The following is a 19395-nucleotide window of genomic DNA, read 5'->3' on the forward strand; positions in this document are numbered from 1 at the left end:
GAGAGAGCTATGTTTGAATTAATGGAAAACCACAGCGAAGAAGCTGTTATTAAAGTAATAGGTGTTGGTGGCGGCGGCGGTAACGCTGTTGAGTATATGGTTGCCAGCAATATCGAAGGTGTAGAGTTTGTTGCGGCCAATACCGACGCCCAGGCTCTGCGTAATTCATCAGCCAACATTACGCTGCAGTTAGGCGCTAATGTTACTAAAGGTTTAGGTGCTGGTGCCAACCCGGAAATCGGCCGCCGTTCAGCCGAAGAAGATCGCGAAACCATCAAGAAAACCCTGCAGGGCGCTGATATGATTTTTATCGCCGCCGGTATGGGCGGTGGAACAGGTACCGGTGCAGCGCCAATCGTGGCCGAAGTGGCGCGTGAACTGGGTATCTTAACGGTAGCAGTGGTAACCAAGCCATTCCCGTTCGAAGGTAAAAAGCGTACCGCTTATGCTGACGAGGGTATTCTGGAACTGAGCAAGCATGTTGATTCCTTGATCACCATTCCAAACGACAAGTTGTTAAAAGTGCTGGGTAAAGGCACCAGTTTGCTGGATGCGTTTAAAGCAGCCAACAACGTGTTGCTGGGCGCTGTGCAGGGTATCGCTGAATTAATTACCCGTCCGGGTTTGATCAACGTCGACTTTGCCGACGTACGTACCGTGATGTCAGAAATGGGCACCGCCATGATGGGCAGTGGTCGTGCTTCTGGTCCGGATCGGGCAGAAGAAGCCGCCGAGCAGGCTATTTCCAGCCCATTGCTGGAAGATATTGATTTATCAGGTGCCAAGGGTATTCTGGTTAACATCACTGCCGGTCTGGATATCAGCATTGAAGAGTTTGAAATTGTTGGTAACGCAGTAAAAGCTTTTGCGTCTGAAAATGCCACTGTCGTAGTAGGTGCGGTAATTGACCCTAACATGCATGACGAACTGCGCGTAACGGTAGTTGCCACCGGTATTGGTGCAGACCGCCGGCCGGACATCAGCCTGGTGCAAAATCACCGTGCTGAGCCAATGCCTGTTTACGTACAACACGGTAACACCATGCAAAAACCTGCACCGCAGGCCATGCGTGAAGAGCAGCCAACCGCTGCCGTGAAAGCACAGCCAGAAAGCAAAGCGAATATCGATATTTTTGATATTCCGGCGTTTTTACGCAAACAAGCCGACTAAGTCTATACTCAGTATAGTTTTAGTTGCAGGCAGGGCCGACAGCAGGGTTAAGCTGCTGTTCAGTGGAATTTGGCATAATTGCCACATTATGCTATCCTTCGCCACCATTTTGTGATTGCTTATTATTTGAGCAGGAAGAAATTATGATTAAACAACGTACCATCGACAAAACAGTCAGCTCCATTGGAGTGGGATTGCACAAAGGCGAAAAGGTTACGCTTACTCTCCGACCTGCGCCGGACAACACGGGTATCGTGTTCCGTCGTGTTGATCTCGATCCTGTGGTCGATTTCAAAGTAACACCTGAGTTAGTGGGTGATACGGTGATGTGTACCTGTTTAATCAATGAAAATGGCGTGCGTTTATCTACCACTGAACACCTGATGGCGGCCATTGCCGGGCTGGGGATCGACAACCTGATGGTTGAAGTTGACTCAGCTGAAATTCCTATTATGGATGGCAGTGCCAACCCGTTCGTTTATTTGCTGCTTGAAGCCGGTGTGGCAGAGCAGCGCCAGGCGAAAAAATTTATCCGCATTAAAAAGTCTGTACGGGTAGAAGACGGCGATAAATGGGCTGAATTTAAACCGCATCATGGCTTTAAAATTGATTTTGCCATTGAATTTAACCATCCGGTGATTGCAGAAACCACGCAGCACATGCAGATGGATTTTTCCGCCGCTGGTTTTATTAAAGATATCAGCCGTGCCCGCACCTTTGGCTTTTTGCATGAAGTAGAGTACCTGCGTGCAAATAATCTGGCATTGGGCGGCAGTTTTGACAACGCCGTAGTACTGGACGAATACCGGGTATTAAACCAGGATGGCCTGCGCTACGAAGACGAATTTATTAAACATAAAATCCTCGACGCTATCGGCGATTTATATATGGCAGGTTACAGTATTCTGGGCGAGTTTAAAGCCTTCAAAACCGGGCATGCGCTTAATAATCAGCTGTTATGCGCTGTGCTGGCGAAGCAGGAAAACTGGGAATTTGTTACCTTTGAAGACAAAGCCCAAATGCCAATATCTTACCTGGCACCTCAGTTGGCCTGAGTTAGCAGTTAAGTTACAAACAAACCCGGTTTAACCGGGTTTTGTTTTTCCGCTATTTGGCTGTTGTATATCAGCGTTCTGCGCCAGTTTTAACAATGCTTGTTTTAACGCCCCTTCACTGTTTTGCGCTACCGAGCGCAGCGCTGAAGCGGCATTGTCAGACAGCTGATGGCTGTTTTTCTGCGCTACCGGCAGTTGCAGTTTGTTGATCTGGCCGTTAGGTGAGGCTTCTATCTCAATTCCAGCTAAATCAGGCAAGATTTTTCGGCGAAAATTGTCTAGAATGGCGTCGCGCTGCATTTTTAAACTGGTCAGCCAGGGCGCTGAGGCACACAAGATCACCGCCCGGCCGTCACGAATACAGCTGACCTGACAGAAACTAAGTTGCTCCAGTTGTAATACCTCGGCTAATACCCGGTTCAGCTGTTGCACCAGGCTTACCTGTTGTTGCTTTGATGCCAGAGTACTGTGGGCCAGCACTTTGCTGATATCCAGAGGCTTTTGTGTATAGCGGGCCATTGCCTTTAAGCACCTGCAACAAGTAAAAACATCTGTGCAGTGTAACAGCTTCTTCAGATGCAGAGAATGTTGCACCTTGAAAGCGTTGGCATGGGGCACCATATCTGGCGTAAGATGCTGAAGCTTTCACACTTTTTACTGGCCGGGCATAGCGCCGCCGGGGCTGCACTGCAGTTTTAACTTAACATGGTATTTGGATAATGTTTGGAAAACTTTTTACCAAATTATTTGGTAGCCGCAACGACCGCTTCTTAAAAAAACTAGAAAAACAAGTACAGCAGATCAATGCGTTAGAGGCAGAACTTGAAGCCTTATCCGACGACCAGCTGAAACAAAAAACCGCAGAATTTAAACAGCAACTGGCCAATGGCAGCACGCTTGAAAGCATTTTGCCGCAAGCCTTTGCCACTGTGCGTGAAGCCAGTAAACGTGTATTTGGCATGCGCCACTTTGATGTGCAATTGCTGGGCGGTATTGTGCTGCATCAGGGCAAAATCGCTGAAATGCGTACCGGTGAAGGTAAAACCTTAACGGCAACCTTGCCGGCTTATCTGAATGCGTTAAGCGGTAAAGGCGTACATGTTATTACCGTAAACGACTATCTGGCCCGGCGCGACGCCCAAACTAACGCCCCGTTATTTTCTTTCCTTGGTTTAAGCGTTGGCGTTAACGTACCTGGCATGGCGCACCCTGAAAAGCATAAAGCTTACGCTGCTGATATTACCTACGGTACTAACAACGAGTTTGGCTTTGATTACCTGCGCGACAATATGGCGTTTTCACCGCAGGACCGCGTGCAGCGCGATCAGGCGTTTGCCATTATCGATGAAGTGGATTCAATCTTAATTGATGAAGCGCGTACCCCACTGATTATCTCCGGCCCGGCCGAAGACAGCTCAGAGCTGTACAAACAAATTAACCTGCTGGTACCGCAATTAGTTAAGCAGGAAAAAGAAGATGAAGAGGGCGCGCATGGCGATGGCCACTTCACCGTAGATGAAAAAGCCCGTCAGGTATATTTAACTGAACAAGGCCAGATTAAAGTAGAAGACATGCTGCGCGAGCAAGGCATGATAGGCGAACACGACACCCTGTTTTCTGCTGCCAATATTACCTTGTTGCACCATGTGTATGCGGCCTTACGTGCACACCAACTGTTTAAACGCGATGTTGATTACGTAGTAAAAGACGGCGACATCGTTATTGTTGATGAGCATACCGGCCGAACCATGGAAGGCCGCCGCTGGTCTGAAGGTTTACACCAGGCAGTAGAAGCCAAAGAAGGGGTGAAAATTCAGAACGAAAACCAAACGCTGGCCTCTATTACCTTCCAGAATTATTTCCGTCTGTACGACAAACTGTCAGGCATGACAGGTACTGCAGATACCGAAGCGTTTGAATTCCAGCAAATTTATGGCCTGGAAACTATAGTGCTGCCAACCAACCGGCCTATGGTTCGTAAAGACATGGCCGATTTAGTGTATTTAAATGCCGAAGATAAATACCAGGCCATTATTGAAGATATCGTGCAAACCCGTGATGCCGGTCGCCCGGTACTGGTAGGTACGGCCTCAATTGAAAGCTCAGAGTATTTGTCCGGCCTGCTTAACAAAGCCAAAATTAAGCACCAGGTATTAAACGCTAAATTCCACGCCAATGAAGCCCAGATTATTGCTCAGGCAGGTCAGCCAGGTACGGTGACTATCGCTACCAATATGGCCGGCCGTGGTACTGATATTGTGCTGGGTGGCAGTTTGCAAGCTGAACTGGCCGCACTGGGTGAAGACGCTGGCGCCGAGCAAGTTGCCAAAGTAAAAGCCGACTGGCAAGTGCAGCACGATGCCGTGATCAGTGCCGGTGGTTTACATATTATAGGTACTGAGCGGCACGAATCGCGCCGTATCGACAACCAGTTGCGTGGCCGCTCAGGCCGCCAGGGCGATCCGGGTTCCAGCCGTTTTTATCTGTCGCTGGATGATGCCTTAATGCGTATTTTCGCCTCAGACCGTATGGCAGGCATGATGCGCCGCCTGGGTATGGAAAAAGGCGAAGCTATTGAACATCCGTGGGTTAGCCGCGCCATTGAAAACGCACAGCGTAAAGTAGAAGCGCGCAACTTTGATATTCGTAAGCAGCTGCTTGAATTTGACGATGTTGCCAACGATCAGCGTAAAGTCGTGTACGAACAACGTAATGAACTACTGGACGCTACCGATATCAGCGAAACCATTAGCGCTATCCGCACAGATGTGATCGACGGCGTGATCAGCCAGTATATTCCGCCACAGTCGCTTGACGAAATGTGGGATATACCGGGTTTAGAGCAACGTTTAAAAGCCGATTTCAACCTTGAGCTGCCTATTACGCAATGGCTGGCTGACGACAAAAAACTGTTCGAGGAAAAACTGCGCGAGCGTATTCAGCAGGAAGTTGAACAGGCTTACAGCCATAAAGAACAGATGGTTGGCCCGCAGGTACTGCGTCAGTTTGAAAAAGCCATTATGCTGCAAAGCCTGGACACGCATTGGAAAGAGCATCTGGCAGCGATGGATCACCTGCGTCAGGGCATTAACCTGCGTGGTTACGCGCAGAAAAACCCAAAACAGGAATACAAGCGCGAGGCCTTTGAACTGTTTTCTACCATGCTGGAAAACCTGAAAGTTGACGTTGTCGGCGTATTAAGCCGCGTGCAGGTGCGTGCAGCAGAAGACGTAGAAGCCGTAGAAGACCAACGCCGTAAAGCCGATGCGGTACCGCACGATTACCAGCACGCAGAAGCAGAGCATGTTGGTGGCGAGATCCCAGAGGATGCCCCACGCAGCCCGGTATTTCGTGAGCAGGACAAAGTAGGCCGTAACGACCCGTGCCCGTGCGGCTCAGGTAAAAAGTACAAGCAGTGTCACGGTAAACTGGTTTAACTGTTACAAACAGTATCAATACAGAGTCAGCTTAGGCTGACTCTTTTGTTTTGGTGTCAGGCAGGTAGGTAATAATGCAAACAACAGTGCAAAATAAAGTCGTGCATGTGGCGGTTGGCGTAATAGTACGCCAGCAACAAATTTTACTGGCGCTGCGCAGCAGCAAACAGCATCAGGGCGGTAAATGGGAGTTCCCAGGCGGTAAGGTAGAGACGGGCGAAACAGTGCCGCAGGCGCTTAACCGTGAGCTGCAGGAAGAGGTGGCAATAACTGTTACCCAAAGCAGCCCATTAATGCAGTTAGAATACGCTTATCCGGAAAAAACCGTGCTGCTGGATATCTGGCTGGTAACCGAATTTAGTGGCGAACCGCACGGCCGTGAAGGCCAGCCACTGCGCTGGGCGACAGTGGCAGAGCTCACAGAAATTCCATTTCCGGATGCTAACCAGCCTATAGTTGCGCGTATTCAGCAGTTATTTGCGACAGAGTAGTACTGCCGCAACGCCAGGCTGTTGGCTAGCTGCTTAATGCTTGAAAAACTCATTATCCTGGGCAATAAACTCTTGCTCTAGTTCAGCTAAGTATTCTTCTGACAGTGCAGCGTCTATCGGCGCTTTGTCGGGTATGCGGTGGTTTTCTGCTGCCCAGTCGCCTAAATCAATTAATTTACAGCGCTCAGAACAAAAAGGGCGAAACGGTGAAGCAGCCGACCAGACTACATCTTTATCACAGGTTGGGCATTTTACATTCATGCGTTAGCTCCGGCTTAATTTGCGCCAATGTTAGCATTTTCAGGCTGTCACGGCACGGCAACTTACAGCAAAGATGCTGCTGTTAACAGCAAGCCAGCTCGAAGCTGATGCTTTGGTCGCTGTTGCTGCGCCCGGCTTCGTCACATAGCTGCATAAAGCGGATAGCATAACGGTACTTGTTGCCACTCACCGTAGGGTAAACCCCGGCGTCTATCGGGTAGCGGATACGCAGCAACTCGTGCTGATCGGTGTTGCTTTGATAAAAACCGTTATCGGCAACGACAGCAGTAAACTGGCCTTTTTCCCGGCTAAAACCTAACACAAAGCTTATTGCCTCTAACAGCAGGCCAAATTCATGGCACCAGCCGGCGGCCATTTGCTGGCGTTGTTCCAGTGGTAAGTTAAACCAGTAGTGCAATTGGGGTACATCAAAATAGCAGGTGCCACCGGGAATAGAAAAACGCTGGCGTAGTGGTGCCAGAAACTTATCTTCTTTTAAGTTACCGACAAACTTGCCGCTGCGCAGCAGCTCGCTTTGTAAGCGTACCGCCTTCTGCAGTACCGGTTTTAGCTTGTCGCCAGATACCGAAGGGTGATTAGCCCAAGCCACCAGTGCGCTTTCACAGCGCTCGCAGTCTTTGATTAAATCAGGGCGAATATCGTTGCGGTCCAGCACTTCTACCAGATCAAACAGCGCATTAAAGAATGCCTGTTGCTGCCACTCAGAATCCAGATCATTGAGGCTGTGCAGCTGTGCCAGTAAATATTCCAGACGCAGATAAGTGCGCAGTTTCTCATTAAGCGGATGTTCGTAGATAAGTTCTGTCATGAGTTTGCTGTATCACACCTGTTGTGACAGCAGACTGAAGGCCCCGTTTACTGTGCGGCGGCCAGTTGCAGATACTGTTGATGCAAGGCGGCGACGCGGGGAGCTAAATCAGCAATACTGCTGTCGTTTTTAATAATATCATCAGCCAGTTTTAGCCGCTCTGGCCGCGAAATTTGCGCCGCCATAATGGCTTTTATCTGCTGCTCGTTGGCGTTGTCACGCGCCATGGCACGTTGTAGCTGCAGGCTTTCGGGTAAATCTATCACCAGTACGCGCTGCACATACTGGTTAAGTTTATTCTCTAAAAGCAAAGGCGCCACTAATAACGCATAAGGCGATGTCAGCGTGGCCAGTTGCGTTAATAATTCCTGCCGTATCGCCGGGTGTAACAGTTGCTCTAACCAGAGTTTGTCTGCACTGTTACTAAATACACGCTGGCGTAAACTGGCGCGGTTAAGCTCGCCATGGCTTTGCAAAATATCGGCACCAAAATGCGCGCTTATCGCTGCCAGGCACGGAGTACCGGGCAGCACGACTTCGCGCGCCACAATGTCGGCGTCTACATATTGCACGCCATGGCTGGCAAACAGCTCTGTCACCGTGCTTTTACCACAACCAATGCCACCGGTAAGGCCAACAACAACAGCTGACATTACAGGCCTAAATAGCGTAAATACGCATTTGTTATTTGCTCGCCCCATAACAGGGCTATCCAGCCGGCAGCGGCAATATAAGGGCCAAAGGGTATCGGGGTAGCTTTGTTTTTACCCTGCACACTTAGCAATATTACGCCCACTACGGCACCCACACAGGACGACAGCAGAATAATAAGCGGTAATTGTTGCCAGCCCAGTAAGGCGCCAAAAACAGCCAGCAACTTAAAGTCGCCGTAACCCATACCCTCTTTGCCGGTAAGCAATTTAAACAGCCAATATACGCTCCATAAACTGAGGTAACCGGCAGCGGCGCCAACAATAGCCTGCTCCGGATTAACAAAGGCTGAACTACTAAGGCTGAATAACAGCGCCAGCCAAAGCAATGGCAAGGTTAGCTGATCAGGCAACAGCATTTTATCTATATCAATAAAGGTAAGGGCGATAAGTGTCCAGGTGGTAACTATCAGCACCGCTGCGGCCAAACCAAAGCCCAGCTTCCATGCCACTAACGCCGACAGTACCGCGGTTAAGGCTTCTACCACCGGGTAGCGTATGCTTATTGGTGTGCTGCAGCTGCGGCATTTGCCTTTTAGCAGCAACCAGCTAAGCACGGGGATATTATCACGCGCCAACACCGGTGCATTGCAACTGGGGCATGCAGAGCGCGGCACCGCCAGATTAAACTTAGCCGGTGCTGCGGCTGTAGCAGAGCCGGAGAGAAAGTAGGCTTTATATTCTTGCTGCCATTCGTTTTCCATCATCTTTGGCAGGCGGTAAATCACCACGTTTAAAAAGCTGCCAATAATCAGGCTTAAGATTGCCGTGGCGGCAATAAATAACGCCGGGTACAGGCTGAGTAATTCTGCTAATTGCTGCATCAGATTATATTACCCATCTGGAAAATGGGTAAATACATGGCAATAATCAGACCGCCTATTACCACACCTAGTACCGCCATTATCATGGGCTCCAGTAACGCTGTTAAGCCATCTACGGCGTCGTCGACTTCCTGCTCATAAATATTAGCCACTTTGGCCAGCATATTGTCTAACGCGCCGGACTCTTCACCAATGGCCACCATTTGGATCACCATTTCCGGGAACTGCTTAGTTTGCTTCATAGCTATATGCATCTGGTTACCAGACGAGACCTCTTCACGAATAAATAAAATGGCATTTTTATACACCTCGTTGCCGGAAGCGCCAGCAGCAGACTCCAGCGCTTCAATTAACGGCACACCGGCAGCAAAGGTGGTAGATAGCGTACGGGCATAACGCGCTACCGCGGCTTTATTTAAAATATTGCCTATTACCGGCAGTTTAATAATGCGGCCATCTGCCCAGGTACGAAATATCAGGTTGTTGTTATAGGTTTTTTTAACCAGGTAAAAAGTGGCTATCAAGCCTGCAAGCACCACCCACCAATAAGCCTGCATCAGCTCAGAAATACCCAGTACAAACTGCGTAAAGGCGGGTAATTCGGCGCCAAAGCCGGCAAAAATTTCGGCAAATTGCGGCACGACAAAAATAAGCAAAATAGAGGTAACTATGCTAGCTATCACTAAAACGGCTATCGGGTAAAACATCGCCTTTTTAATTTTAGATTTTAGCGCTTCGGCTTTTTCTTTATAAATGGCTAAGCGGTCAAAAATGGCATCTAACGCGCCCGAGGCTTCGCCCGATTTGACTAAATCGCAGTATAATTCATCAAAGTATTTTGGGTGCTCGCGCAGGGTTTCTGATAAGGGCAAGCCGGCCTGAATTTTAACCGAAATTTTTTGCATTAACGTGCGCAGGCTTTTATTTTCCGCGCCATTGGCAATTAGGTCAATCGATTGCACCAGCGGTACCCCGGCGCCCAGCATGGTGGCAATTTGCCGGGTAAAAATAGCTATATCCAAAGCAGAAATTTTGCGCTCACCGCCAAATAATGATTTAGGCTTTTTCTTTACGCCTGACGGGGTAATACCCTGTTGGCGCAGCAGTGCTTTTACTTCGGCAATGCTGGTGCCTTTTATTTCACCGTCAACTTTTTTACCGCGCCGGTTAACGCCTTTATAGGTAAATGCTTCCAGCTCTTTTATTTTAAATTGTTGTGCCTGAGCCATGTTGGTTTCCTGTTGCAGCGCCTTAGCGCCAAAAGTCAAAATCTGCTACCACTTATCACTTACTACTCACAACTAAACACTCACAACTAAACACTAAGCATTAACCACTTCGCGCCAGCGTCAGCCTTTTGTCACGCGGTTTATTTCGGCCAGGCTGGTTAAACCGGCTGCTGCTTTAATAAGGCCAGACTGGCGCAGGTTATTTACCCCTTCTAACTGGGCCTGGGTGGCAATATCCAGCGAGTTACCGCCCTGCATAATAATATCGGCCATTTTGCCGCTCACCGGCATGACTTCATAAATACCTACCCGGCCTTTGTAACCATTGGTGCAATGGTCGCAACCAACAGGTTTAAACACTTTAACTGTGGGCAGTTGCTGTGGTGTGAAGCCTTGTTTTAGCAGTTCCTGCTCGGGCAGTATTTCTTGTTGCTTACAGTGGCTGCACAGCCGCCGCGCCAGGCGCTGGGCAATAATGAGCGACACTGAGCTTGCCACGTTATAAGACGGCACGCCCATATTCAATAAGCGGGTAAGGGTTTCCGGTGCCGAGTTAGTGTGCAGGGTAGATAACACCAGGTGGCCGGTTTGCGCGGCTTTAATGGCAATTTCGGCAGTTTCTAAATCGCGTACCTCGCCAACCATTACTACGTCGGGGTCTTGCCGTAAAAAGGCTTTTAACGCCGAGGCAAAGGTTAAGCCGGCTCGCGGGTTAACCTGTACCTGATTCACGCCGGGCAGGTTGATTTCTACCGGGTCTTCAGCGGTAGAAATATTGGTTTCGCTGGTATTTAAAATAGCCAAACCGGTATACAGCGATACCGTTTTACCAGAGCCTGTTGGGCCGGTTACTAAAATCATGCCCTGGGGCTGGGCCAGGGCTTCTAAATACAGTTTTTTCTGATGTTCTTCATAACCCAGTATATCTATGCCCAGCATGGCGCTGTCAGAATCCAGAATACGCATTACCACTTTTTCGCCCCATAAAGTGGGCAGGGTGCTAACACGAAAATCAATCGACTTTTTTGCCGACAACTTTAATTTAATGCGGCCATCTTGCGGTACGCGCTTTTCAGCAATATCCAGCCGCGACATAACTTTTAACCTGGCTGATAACCGCGTAGCTAGTGCCACCGGTGGGTTGGCAACTTCATGTAAAATGCCGTCAATACGAAAGCGAATGCGGTAAATTTTTTCGTAGGGCTCAAAGTGTAAGTCGGACGCGCCTTTACGTATGGCATCCAGCAGCATTTTATTAATAAAGGCAATTATCGGCTGGTCTTCTTTATCGGGCATAGCGCCCGGGCCGTCATCGTCGTCGGCTTCAACGATGCCCATAGAGCCTAAATCCCAGTCACTTTCGCTAAAGTCACCGCCCAGGCTGCTATCAAATATCTTATCAATTAGCTTATGCAGTTTATCGTATTCAACTACCACTACCTCGGCATTTAAGCCGGTGTTAAATTCAAAATCTTCAATGGTTTGAATATTGGTAGGGTCGACCACAGCCAAAAAAATATTACGGCCACGTTTACCCAGTGGCAGCATATCGGTTTTACGGATCAGTTTTTCGTTGCGTAAGTCTTCGGGAATACTGGCAGCGTCATAGTGTTCCAAATCCAGGCTAATTGCCTGGCTAATGCTGGCGGCAGCCTGCGCTAATACGGTGGCGGTAATAAGCTTTTCATTAATCAGTAATTCAGGCAGGTTTTTATACTGGCCACCTTTATCGGCAACCGCTTTAGTGGCACGTTCGCTATTTAGCAAACCCAGTTGTACCAGGCGCCTAAAAAGTGTTGAGGTAGTGGTAACGGCCATTAAGCGAAAACATCCTGATTTTGCTAATAAGATTTTTCTGAATTGCTTGATTATGCCACTAAATGCCGGTTATTCAAGTTAAACAGCGGCTAAGGCGCAGTTGTAATAACAGACGCTTTTTATTAATCATTCGGATGGTCGAAGGCGTCAGTTCAACAACAAAATAAATGCCGAGCTTTATGGGGAACTCAAACATCAACGGTAATTCTATCTGCATTTACTGACCAGTAGGTTAATGCGAAGATAAGTTTTCAACAGTGCTGCTATTCCTTACAGCTGTTCTGTTGATATTGCCATAATCAACGTTAAATTTTACCCAAGGCACCTGCTGATCAACAAAATATGCAGCTTTCTCTTCAATGCTTGTGATGATGGGCGCATGGTCGCCAACTATTATTACCTCCACACCTTTAAAGCTTCCGCCCTCAATTGATTTAGCCAAGCTGTAAAAAAATTGCGCATGCAGTTTCAGGTTGCGACAGGTTTGGGTTTCTGGAGCAACGTCAAAACGGGCGCAATCAAAAAGATCAAGGTGAATATCTCTGGTGTCATAAACAGAATGGCTATTTAAGGTTAACCAATACAAAAATGTCGGCTCTGTATCTGAAAAAACCTGGCTTGCTGTGTCAATCATGTCAATATCACAGGCGCCAGGGAACGAATAGCAACGCCTAGGCCAGGACTGATTTTCAAAAAAAGTGATACCGCTAAAACCAGCTCGTGGATACCAATAGATGCGGTCATACATTACCCCAGTCGCGCCATGCATTGCATGAGTTTTATAACCCGCTTCTTTTAGCTTATTGGGCAGGCAATTTTCAAAACCTGTCAGTGTATCTTTAAAGTTATAGTGAAATGGTGTTAGCTGGCAAAGCTCCCTTAATTCAGCCGCAACTGTAGGACCACTGAAATTAAACTGCCCTTCAGTAAAGTTTTTCACCTGAGCTGATAAATTGCGAAGTGGTTTAAGCAGTGCTTGTTGGATTTCAGCGTTATGCGGTATCCCCCAAGATTCACTTGCTATTAACATCAACTGCCGATTTTCACTGGTAGCATTGAACCACTCTGCGGAAGCGCCAATTACTTTTTTATCAGAAAGTGCAGGGCCACTGCTATCAAAGCTTTGTAAAAAGCCAGTACTGCGCTGATCAAACAAAAACAAAAACTGGCTGGCGACGATAGGGCTATGCTGTACACGCCAAATACGTTGCTGCGAATCTTTCTCTCCATAAACGTTTACAGCGTAAAGCACTAAGGCTGCATTGAACAAGACAAGTGCATGAATTGCTTTACTATAACGTGGCAACACAATAAAAAGTGCAATAAGACCTAACAGCAATACAGCAAAGCCGACAATGCTTAATTGATATACACCAGAAGCCTGGGGTAAAAACTTAGCCAAATACAGCAGGTTATCAGGCCGAATAAACAAAAATATTTGCCCCATCAGTGCTAATAAATCCAACGCGAAACCCAGCACAAAAAGAATAATACCTGCGATACGCAGTCGGGTAAAAATGAGCAATGTAGCAAAAAGATAATCTAAATTAATATACGGCCGATTCAAATCTAGCCAAGCAGAAAAGCCAGCTAAGACAATGTTTGGTATCACTACGATAAGGAGAAACGACAGAAAAAAAGGTTTAATTTCTTTGTGCATGAATTTTACTTGGTTAGAGTTTTTTCAAATAAAAACACTCCGCTAAGCGGAGTGTTTAATTATATTGAGTACGCTAGTAATTAACTAGCGTATTTACAAGAGCCATTACCTGCGTTACAAGTAACATCTTCTTTTACATCAGCATTACCGCGTGTTTTTGTTGTAAAGCTGATCGTATCACCATCATTATACTGCTCAACAGTAATGTCTAACGTAGCAGGCGATGCACATGCAGACGCTGTGAAAGAAAGTCTAGGAGTACGGCCATCTGCTAAATCACCAACGGCTGAGCTCATGTAAGCTTTAGCTTCACTCAAACAAGCGCCGTTTGCACCGCGTTGTGTGTAGTCGCGGTAAGCTGGCAATGCTACTGCAGCCAAAATACCGATGATCGCTACAACGATCATTAATTCAATTAAGGTAAAACCTTGTTGTGTACGTTTCATTGTAACTTCTCCTGATTTTTTATTTAGCCTTTAAGGCTAGATGCTATTTTGAGCAATTTATTTAGAGCCGCAAGTGAAATGTAACTAAATTTAACTTAAATGCGTAACTAATTAAATTAAAACATATTTTAGTTGTTTATGATAAAGGTTGTCGCCATATTTATTAGTAATAAAGTACTAGTTTTACAGCTCTAATAAAGTGATTACGCAGCTAAATCCGCTTTTACTTATCGCAATTTACTGTGTAACCATCGACAGTATAGTGTATTTATTGGGAAATAAAGGCTGGGAAGTTTGGCGGAAATAAAGTAGGGGGTTGCTGTTTATTAGCCAAAGTTGCTGGCCACAGCTATGCAGGGTTTTATAGCAAGCCATATTTCAATTACCGTGCGGTATATGGCATCAATTAATAGCTGTTCTCCTAAGCGCTGCCTTTGTTGTGAAATGTTTGCGGCAAGCCAGGCCAGTTTTACTACATCTTACCCGGCCCATTGTTCAGGCCGAAAGCAGTGCCATGCGGGCTAAAAACTGCTGGCCCCAGGGCGATAACAACCAGATAAGCAGCAGCGTATTACCTGCGATAACAAAACCAAATTCACGCCGAAACGTCAGTTTGCTGCGCTTGTGTGCCAGTTGCTGCTGGGCAATATAAGCACCGGGCCAGCCGCCAATTAAGCTAAATAGCTGCAGGCTTTCTTCGGTCAGGCGGTTGCCGTGGCGGGCGATGGCGGCTTCTTTATCGGTTTTGTATAGCCAGTAGGTAAACAAGCTGGCTTCTAGGTATAGCAGCGGCAAAATATACAGCAGGCGGCCAAACAGCAGGGCAATAATAACGGCTATAAGAAAACTGATACGAAACAGCAGGGCTATCTGGTTAGCGTATTGAATGCTGAGGCTGTCAGAGTGCACGGTGGCTTTATGTGGCGGTGCTGATGTGGTGGTTTTGGCGGTAGCAAATTGCCAGGGGGCGGCAATGTCACGGCCTTGTTTATCCTGTTTTACGCTAAATTGCAGTGTGTCACCCATTTGCGGACGGCCTTCGGTGCCGGCATGATCGCGGATATGGAAAAACAATTTCTGCTGGGTCTGGTTGCATACCACAAAGCCAAAGCCTTTATCGTCGCGCCAGAACACCACTTTACCGGTTAACTGCATGGTAGTTGGCTAAACTCAGGGTTGATTTACAGCTGTGACTGTAACAAGGAGCAATAAGTTTAACCAGCAACAACTGAACCTGATGTTAAAGTTGTTGCGTAATGTTAAACCGCTTTAATATTAAGCCGCATGGATAAATCTATCGCCTGCACATGCTTGGTTAATGCACCGCTGGAGATGTAATCTACCCCGGTGGTGGCCAGTTCTGCCAGGCGCTCGCTGGTAATATTACCCGACACTTCCAGTTTGGCCTGGCCGTTATTAATGCTAACGGCCTGCACAATATCGGCTGTGCTGAAGTTATCCAGCATAATAATATCGGCGCCGGCGTTAAGCGCCTGTTGCAGCTCGGCGAGGTTTTCGGTTTCTACTTCTACCGGTTTACCGGGGAAATTTTGCCGGGCGCTGGCAACGGCTGCGGCAATAGAGCCTGCCGCGGCGATATGGTTTTCTTTAATTAAAAAGGCATCGAACAGGCCAATGCGGTGGTTTTTACCGCCACCGGTGCTTACCGCATATTTTTGGGCAAAGCGCAGGCCGGGCAGGGTTTTACGGGTATCCAGCAGGCGGGTATTGCTACCGTGTAAAAACTGCACATAATGTGCGGTAGTCGTGGCGGTGCCGCTTAACAGTTGCAGAAAATTAAGCGCGGTACGCTCACCGGTGAGTAATATGCGCGCCGGGCCGCTTAAGGTACACAAGGTGGTATTAGCTGTTACCTTATCGCCGTCTGTTACCTGCCATTGCAGCTTAACGTCGTTACCTAACTGGCGAAACACTTCGTCAGCAAAGGCGGCGCCGCATACTACGCAGTTTTCACGGGTAATAATGCTGGCGCTGGCCTGCTGGCTTTGCGGTATCAGCGAAGCGGTAATATCGCCTTCGCTAAGCGGTAAAAAGCCCAAATCTTCTGCCAAAGCATTAGATACCGAGCGGATAATCTCCTGTTGCAGCAGTGTTGAGTAATCAGTTGGCATATCAGTTGACATCATCATAGTGTGTACAAAAGTTAGTAGTGCTCGTTTTTAGTTATGCTGGATCAGGGTGAGCTGGTTGCCCTGTTGGTGGAATTCTAACTGTTTAAGCGCGCTCATGCCCAGCAATATCTCGGTGCCGCCCCCGCCACTGTCTAAGCCGGGCACAATGCTGGCGGGAATATTGGTCAGCACTATGTCGCCCAGTTGTAGTTGGTCAATGCGGCTGCGATAAGCCGTGGTTAAGCCATTGGCGGTGTTTACCTGTATAGCTGCGCCAAATGGCATACCGAGTTTTTCTGCCGCGCTGGCTGCAATAGCAACAGTGGTAGCGCCAGTGTCCAGCATAAAGTCGACCGGGCTGTTATTAACCAGAGCCGTGCCAACGTAGTGGCCGCTTTTATTACGGATAAGCACGGTGCGTACTTCACCGGCGCTGCCCTGCACACTGCTTAACTGTTGGTTGGGGTTAAGCTGCTTGCTGATGGTGTCCTGAAAAAATACAAACAGCAGCGCCATTAAAATAAGCCAGGCGATAATAGCAAAGGTCTTACCATATTTGTTCGTGGGCTCAGGCGCTTGCATTAAAAGGCTCCAGCATTGACAATAGGCCCATAGCTTACTGGCACAGACCTGCAAAGGCAAAACTTCTGATGAGCGCTAAACCGCCAGCCATGTTAACCCGCCCAAGCCCGCATTGTGATGCGCGCCCGGATGCTGAAAGCATCAGTTTACTGGTTATTCATAATATCAGCCTGCCGGCCGGGCAGTTTGCTGCCGCACCCGAGCAAAGCTATGTAGACGCTTTGTTTATGGGTAACTTAGACTGCAGCGCACACAGCAGCTTTGCCGGTTTGCAGGGGCTTAAAGTGTCGGCACACTGCGTGATCTGGCGCGATGGCCGCATTTTTAACTACGTACCTTTTAGCCAGCGCGCCTGGCATGCCGGCGTAAGCCAGTTTGATGGCCGCGAACGTTGTAACGATTTTTCCATTGGTATTGAATTAGAAGGCACAGACAATTTGCCTTATACTGAGCAGCAATATCAGAGCCTTATTACGCTGACATATTTTTTAATGCAGCAACATCCGGCTATTACGCCAGACCGTATTGTTGGCCATTGTGATATTGCGCCGGGGCGTAAAACCGATCCCGGCATCGCTTTTGACTGGATGCGCTACCGCAATGATATAAAAAGTGCGATCAAGGAGTTTTTTGTATGACGTTAATCAGTATGTTGCTGGCATTAATTATTGAGCGCCTCGCTGTGCGCAGCAATAAATGGCAAGCCAGCGGCTATTGCCGTGCTTATGTGCGCTTTACCGCCGGGTCGGCGTTAAGCAAGTTATCTGCGCATAGCCTGGGGCAATATTTATGGCTGGCACTGCCCGGCGCGCTGGTAATGCTGGTGCTGTGTTTGGTAGACAGCCATTTACTGAGCTTAGTGGTTAACACCTTGTTATTGCTGGTGGCTATTGGCTGCTGGCATTACCGCCAGCTGTATAAGCAGTATTTAAATGCGATGGACAGAGGCGACGAAGAAGCTGCCTTTATTACCATGCAGCAAATACGCACTGATATGGGTAGTACGCGTGAGCAAAGCAGTTATGGCCAGTTACTGATCTGGCTGAATTTTCGCTACTATGCCGCTGTGGTGTTCTGGTTTTTACTGTTGGGTGCTTTTGGCGTAATTACTTATGCCTTGGTGCGGCATTTACAAGAAGCTGTAGCAGAAGAAGATGCTGCCAATTACGCAGCCTGCTTAGGCAACGACAACAAAGCGGTACATTATGTGGCGCACTGGGCTAACTGGTTTCCGGCACGGTTATTTGGTTTGGGGTTTGCGCTGGTGGGGCATTTCTCCCGCGCGTCTACCGCGTTGCTGGGATACTTTCTTGATTTTACCGCCAGCAATGAGCAGGTAGTAGTAGATGTTGCTACAGCCGCAGAGCCATTGCCGGCTGAAAGCATTAATACGCTGGACGACACCAGCTATATGGTGCAGCTGGCTAAGCGTAATATGTTGTTCTTTTTAGCCTTGACCGCTGTTTTAACCTTAACCGGTTGGTTAGGGTAACTCCGAATCTCCCCCTGAGCCCCCTCTTTGCCAAAGAGGGGGCTAATAGCAAGTAGACGATAACTCCGATAGCGCAGCCACAAAACTATTTCGCATGGCGAAGGCGGATGAGCAATTTGTCAGGAACACATTGCGTCGGCGCAGCCGATCCGCCAGCTTGAAGGCAGGACTGCCGAAAGCCCGTTGTGGCGAGCATAGCGGAAGTTCTCGTCGGAGCCTGCGTTAAAATTATAACTATATCTCGCCTGGTCAGACCAATTTTTCCAGCAGCTTTATTAGCCACTTCACACTGAGTGATTACTCTAACTATTTTCTGCTTTTGCCTTTGCCGGTAATCTCTGCTTTATTTACTTGCTAAGCAGAAACTGTTACCTTATCGGCACTAAAAATAAATTGGTAATACCAATTTACAAAAGGCTTGCAGCCCACGGGAAACCACAGCACGGCATGGCAGATTTTAAAATTAAACCGGCTAAACTCTCTGATCGCATTGTCGAGCAACTGGAAAACATGTTGCTGGAGGGCAGTTTTGCACCGGGGCAAAAGCTGCCACCCGAGCGTGATTTAGCACAAATGTTTGCCGTGTCGCGGCCATCACTGCGCGAGGCCATTCAAAAACTGGAAGCCAAAGGCCTGCTCAGCCGCCGTCAGGGTGGTGGCACCTATGTGTGCGACAATATGACCGCCGGCCTTACCGATCCACTGTTTGAATTAATAGCACGCCATCCTGAATCGCAGTTTGATTTACTGGAATTTCGCCATGCGCTGGAAGGCATATGTGCTTATTACGCCGCATTGCGTGGCACAACGGCCGATTTTGACCAGATTAAGCACCACTATGATGCTATTTGTGATGCACAGCAGTTAAATGATCTGGACGCTGAAGCCAAAGCGGTAGGTAGTTTTTATTTAGCAGTGGCAGAGGCGTCACATAATGTGGTTTTACTGCATTTAGTGCGCGGCTTAACACCACTGGTGGAGCAGAATATCCGGGTTAACCTGGAAACCCTGCAGCAGAAGGAAGGCATAGTCGGCCAGCTGAATTCGCATCGGCAACGGCTGATGCAAGCGGTCATAAATGGTGAGCCAGAGAAGGCGCGCCAGGCCAGTAATGGCCATCTGGCCTTTATCGAAGAAGCTTTGCTGGATGTGGGTAAAGAGCGCTCGCGTATTGAACGTTCGTTACGGCGCACCCAACAAGGCTGATCATTATTTTTAACGCAGCTGTGCATTTAAAACACAGGCGTGCATAACCAAAG

Annotated in this window: 19 protein-coding genes; 7 read left to right on the top strand and 12 right to left on the bottom strand. The window is 48.1% G+C overall.

The genetic code is table 11. The features are described 5' to 3' along the window. The first annotated feature begins 9 nt into the window (after nt 1–9). Nucleotides 10–1170: a cell division protein FtsZ gene (ftsZ, locus tag MJX74_RS18715; protein ID WP_068233340.1), complete on the top strand. Its 1161-nt coding sequence runs from the start codon at nt 10–12 to the stop codon at nt 1168–1170. Between the two features lie 143 nt (nt 1171–1313). Further along, nucleotides 1314–2225, top strand: a complete 912-nt coding sequence (gene lpxC / locus MJX74_RS18720; protein ID WP_240224529.1) for a UDP-3-O-acyl-N-acetylglucosamine deacetylase — start codon at nt 1314–1316, stop codon at nt 2223–2225. Between the two features lie 30 nt (nt 2226–2255). Here the strand turns inward: lpxC and MJX74_RS18725 are convergent, their stop codons facing one another. Continuing rightward, a complete protein-coding gene (locus MJX74_RS18725; RefSeq protein ID WP_240224530.1) occupies nt 2256–2744 on the bottom strand; it encodes a DciA family protein in 489 nt (162 codons plus the stop codon). Between the two features lie 200 nt (nt 2745–2944). On the opposite strand from MJX74_RS18725, the gene secA reads away from it, so the two are divergent. Together secA and mutT are read left to right on the top strand one after the other, a co-directional pair. Next, a complete protein-coding gene (secA, locus tag MJX74_RS18730; protein ID WP_240224531.1) occupies nt 2945–5662 on the top strand; it encodes a preprotein translocase subunit SecA in 2718 nt (905 codons plus the stop codon). A 74-nt stretch (nt 5663–5736) separates the two neighbouring features. Beyond that, the gene (mutT, locus tag MJX74_RS18735) at nt 5737–6153 is read left to right on the top strand and encodes an 8-oxo-dGTP diphosphatase MutT (protein ID WP_240224532.1); all 417 of its coding nucleotides are present in this window, start codon (nt 5737–5739) and stop codon (nt 6151–6153) included. A 33-nt stretch (nt 6154–6186) separates the two neighbouring features. Here the strand turns inward: mutT and yacG are convergent, their stop codons facing one another. From yacG to MJX74_RS18790, 11 genes are all read right to left on the bottom strand, one after another. Next, nucleotides 6187–6414 carry a DNA gyrase inhibitor YacG gene (gene yacG / locus MJX74_RS18740; RefSeq protein ID WP_068233327.1) on the bottom strand — a complete coding sequence of 76 codons (228 nt, stop codon included), beginning with the start codon at nt 6412–6414 and terminating at the stop codon, nt 6187–6189. Between the two features lie 82 nt (nt 6415–6496). Continuing rightward, on the bottom strand, nt 6497–7243 hold the full coding sequence (gene zapD, locus MJX74_RS18745; RefSeq protein ID WP_240224533.1) for a cell division protein ZapD: 747 nt from the start codon (nt 7241–7243) through the stop codon (nt 6497–6499). Between the two features lie 47 nt (nt 7244–7290). Next, nucleotides 7291–7896, bottom strand: coding sequence for a dephospho-CoA kinase (gene coaE / locus MJX74_RS18750; RefSeq protein ID WP_240224534.1), 606 nt, complete (start codon nt 7894–7896; stop codon nt 7291–7293). Then, a complete protein-coding gene (locus tag MJX74_RS18755; RefSeq protein ID WP_240224535.1) occupies nt 7896–8777 on the bottom strand; it encodes a prepilin peptidase in 882 nt (293 codons plus the stop codon). Before MJX74_RS18755 ends, coaE begins: the two co-directional genes overlap by 1 nt. After that, nucleotides 8777–10006, bottom strand: a complete 1230-nt coding sequence (locus MJX74_RS18760; protein ID WP_240224536.1) for a type II secretion system F family protein — start codon at nt 10004–10006, stop codon at nt 8777–8779. Before MJX74_RS18760 ends, MJX74_RS18755 begins: the two co-directional genes overlap by 1 nt. A 120-nt stretch (nt 10007–10126) precedes the next feature. Continuing rightward, the gene (pilB, locus tag MJX74_RS18765) at nt 10127–11824 is read right to left on the bottom strand and encodes a type IV-A pilus assembly ATPase PilB (RefSeq protein ID WP_240224537.1); all 1698 of its coding nucleotides are present in this window, start codon (nt 11822–11824) and stop codon (nt 10127–10129) included. 232 nt (nt 11825–12056) lie between these two features. After that, a complete protein-coding gene (locus MJX74_RS18770; RefSeq protein ID WP_240224538.1) occupies nt 12057–13484 on the bottom strand; it encodes a sulfatase-like hydrolase/transferase in 1428 nt (475 codons plus the stop codon). 80 nt (nt 13485–13564) lie between these two features. Next, entirely contained in the window at nt 13565–13930 is a 366-nt protein-coding gene (locus MJX74_RS21815) for a prepilin-type N-terminal cleavage/methylation domain-containing protein (RefSeq protein ID WP_275692854.1), read from the bottom strand. A gap of 495 nt (nt 13931–14425) precedes the next feature. Next, nucleotides 14426–15085 (bottom strand): DUF1294 domain-containing protein, encoded by a 660-nt coding sequence (locus MJX74_RS18780; protein WP_240224539.1) that lies wholly within the window; start codon nt 15083–15085, stop codon nt 14426–14428. A 104-nt stretch (nt 15086–15189) separates the two neighbouring features. Continuing rightward, the gene (nadC, locus tag MJX74_RS18785; RefSeq protein WP_420851425.1) at nt 15190–16074 is read right to left on the bottom strand and encodes a carboxylating nicotinate-nucleotide diphosphorylase; all 885 of its coding nucleotides are present in this window, start codon (nt 16072–16074) and stop codon (nt 15190–15192) included. Between the two features lie 36 nt (nt 16075–16110). Next, a complete protein-coding gene (locus tag MJX74_RS18790) occupies nt 16111–16644 on the bottom strand; it encodes a retropepsin-like aspartic protease family protein (RefSeq protein WP_240224541.1) in 534 nt (177 codons plus the stop codon). A 68-nt stretch (nt 16645–16712) separates the two neighbouring features. Here MJX74_RS18790 and ampD point away from each other — a divergent pair, with 68 nt between their 5' ends. The 3 genes from ampD to pdhR all read left to right on the top strand — a co-directional run bounded on the left by ampD (nt 16713) and on the right by pdhR (nt 19342). Next, entirely contained in the window at nt 16713–17282 is a 570-nt protein-coding gene (gene ampD, locus MJX74_RS18795; RefSeq protein WP_240224542.1) for a 1,6-anhydro-N-acetylmuramyl-L-alanine amidase AmpD, read from the top strand. Beyond that, nucleotides 17279–18136: a regulatory signaling modulator protein AmpE gene (gene ampE / locus MJX74_RS18800; RefSeq protein ID WP_240224543.1), complete on the top strand. Its 858-nt coding sequence runs from the start codon at nt 17279–17281 to the stop codon at nt 18134–18136. Before ampD ends, ampE begins: the two co-directional genes overlap by 4 nt. 447 nt (nt 18137–18583) lie before the next feature. After that, entirely contained in the window at nt 18584–19342 is a 759-nt protein-coding gene (pdhR, locus tag MJX74_RS18805) for a pyruvate dehydrogenase complex transcriptional repressor PdhR (protein ID WP_240224544.1), read from the top strand. The last annotated feature ends 53 nt before the right edge of the window (nt 19343–19395 follow it).

The organism is Rheinheimera hassiensis (assembly GCF_022436675.1).
Lineage (GTDB): Bacteria > Pseudomonadota > Gammaproteobacteria > Enterobacterales > Alteromonadaceae > Alishewanella > Alishewanella hassiensis.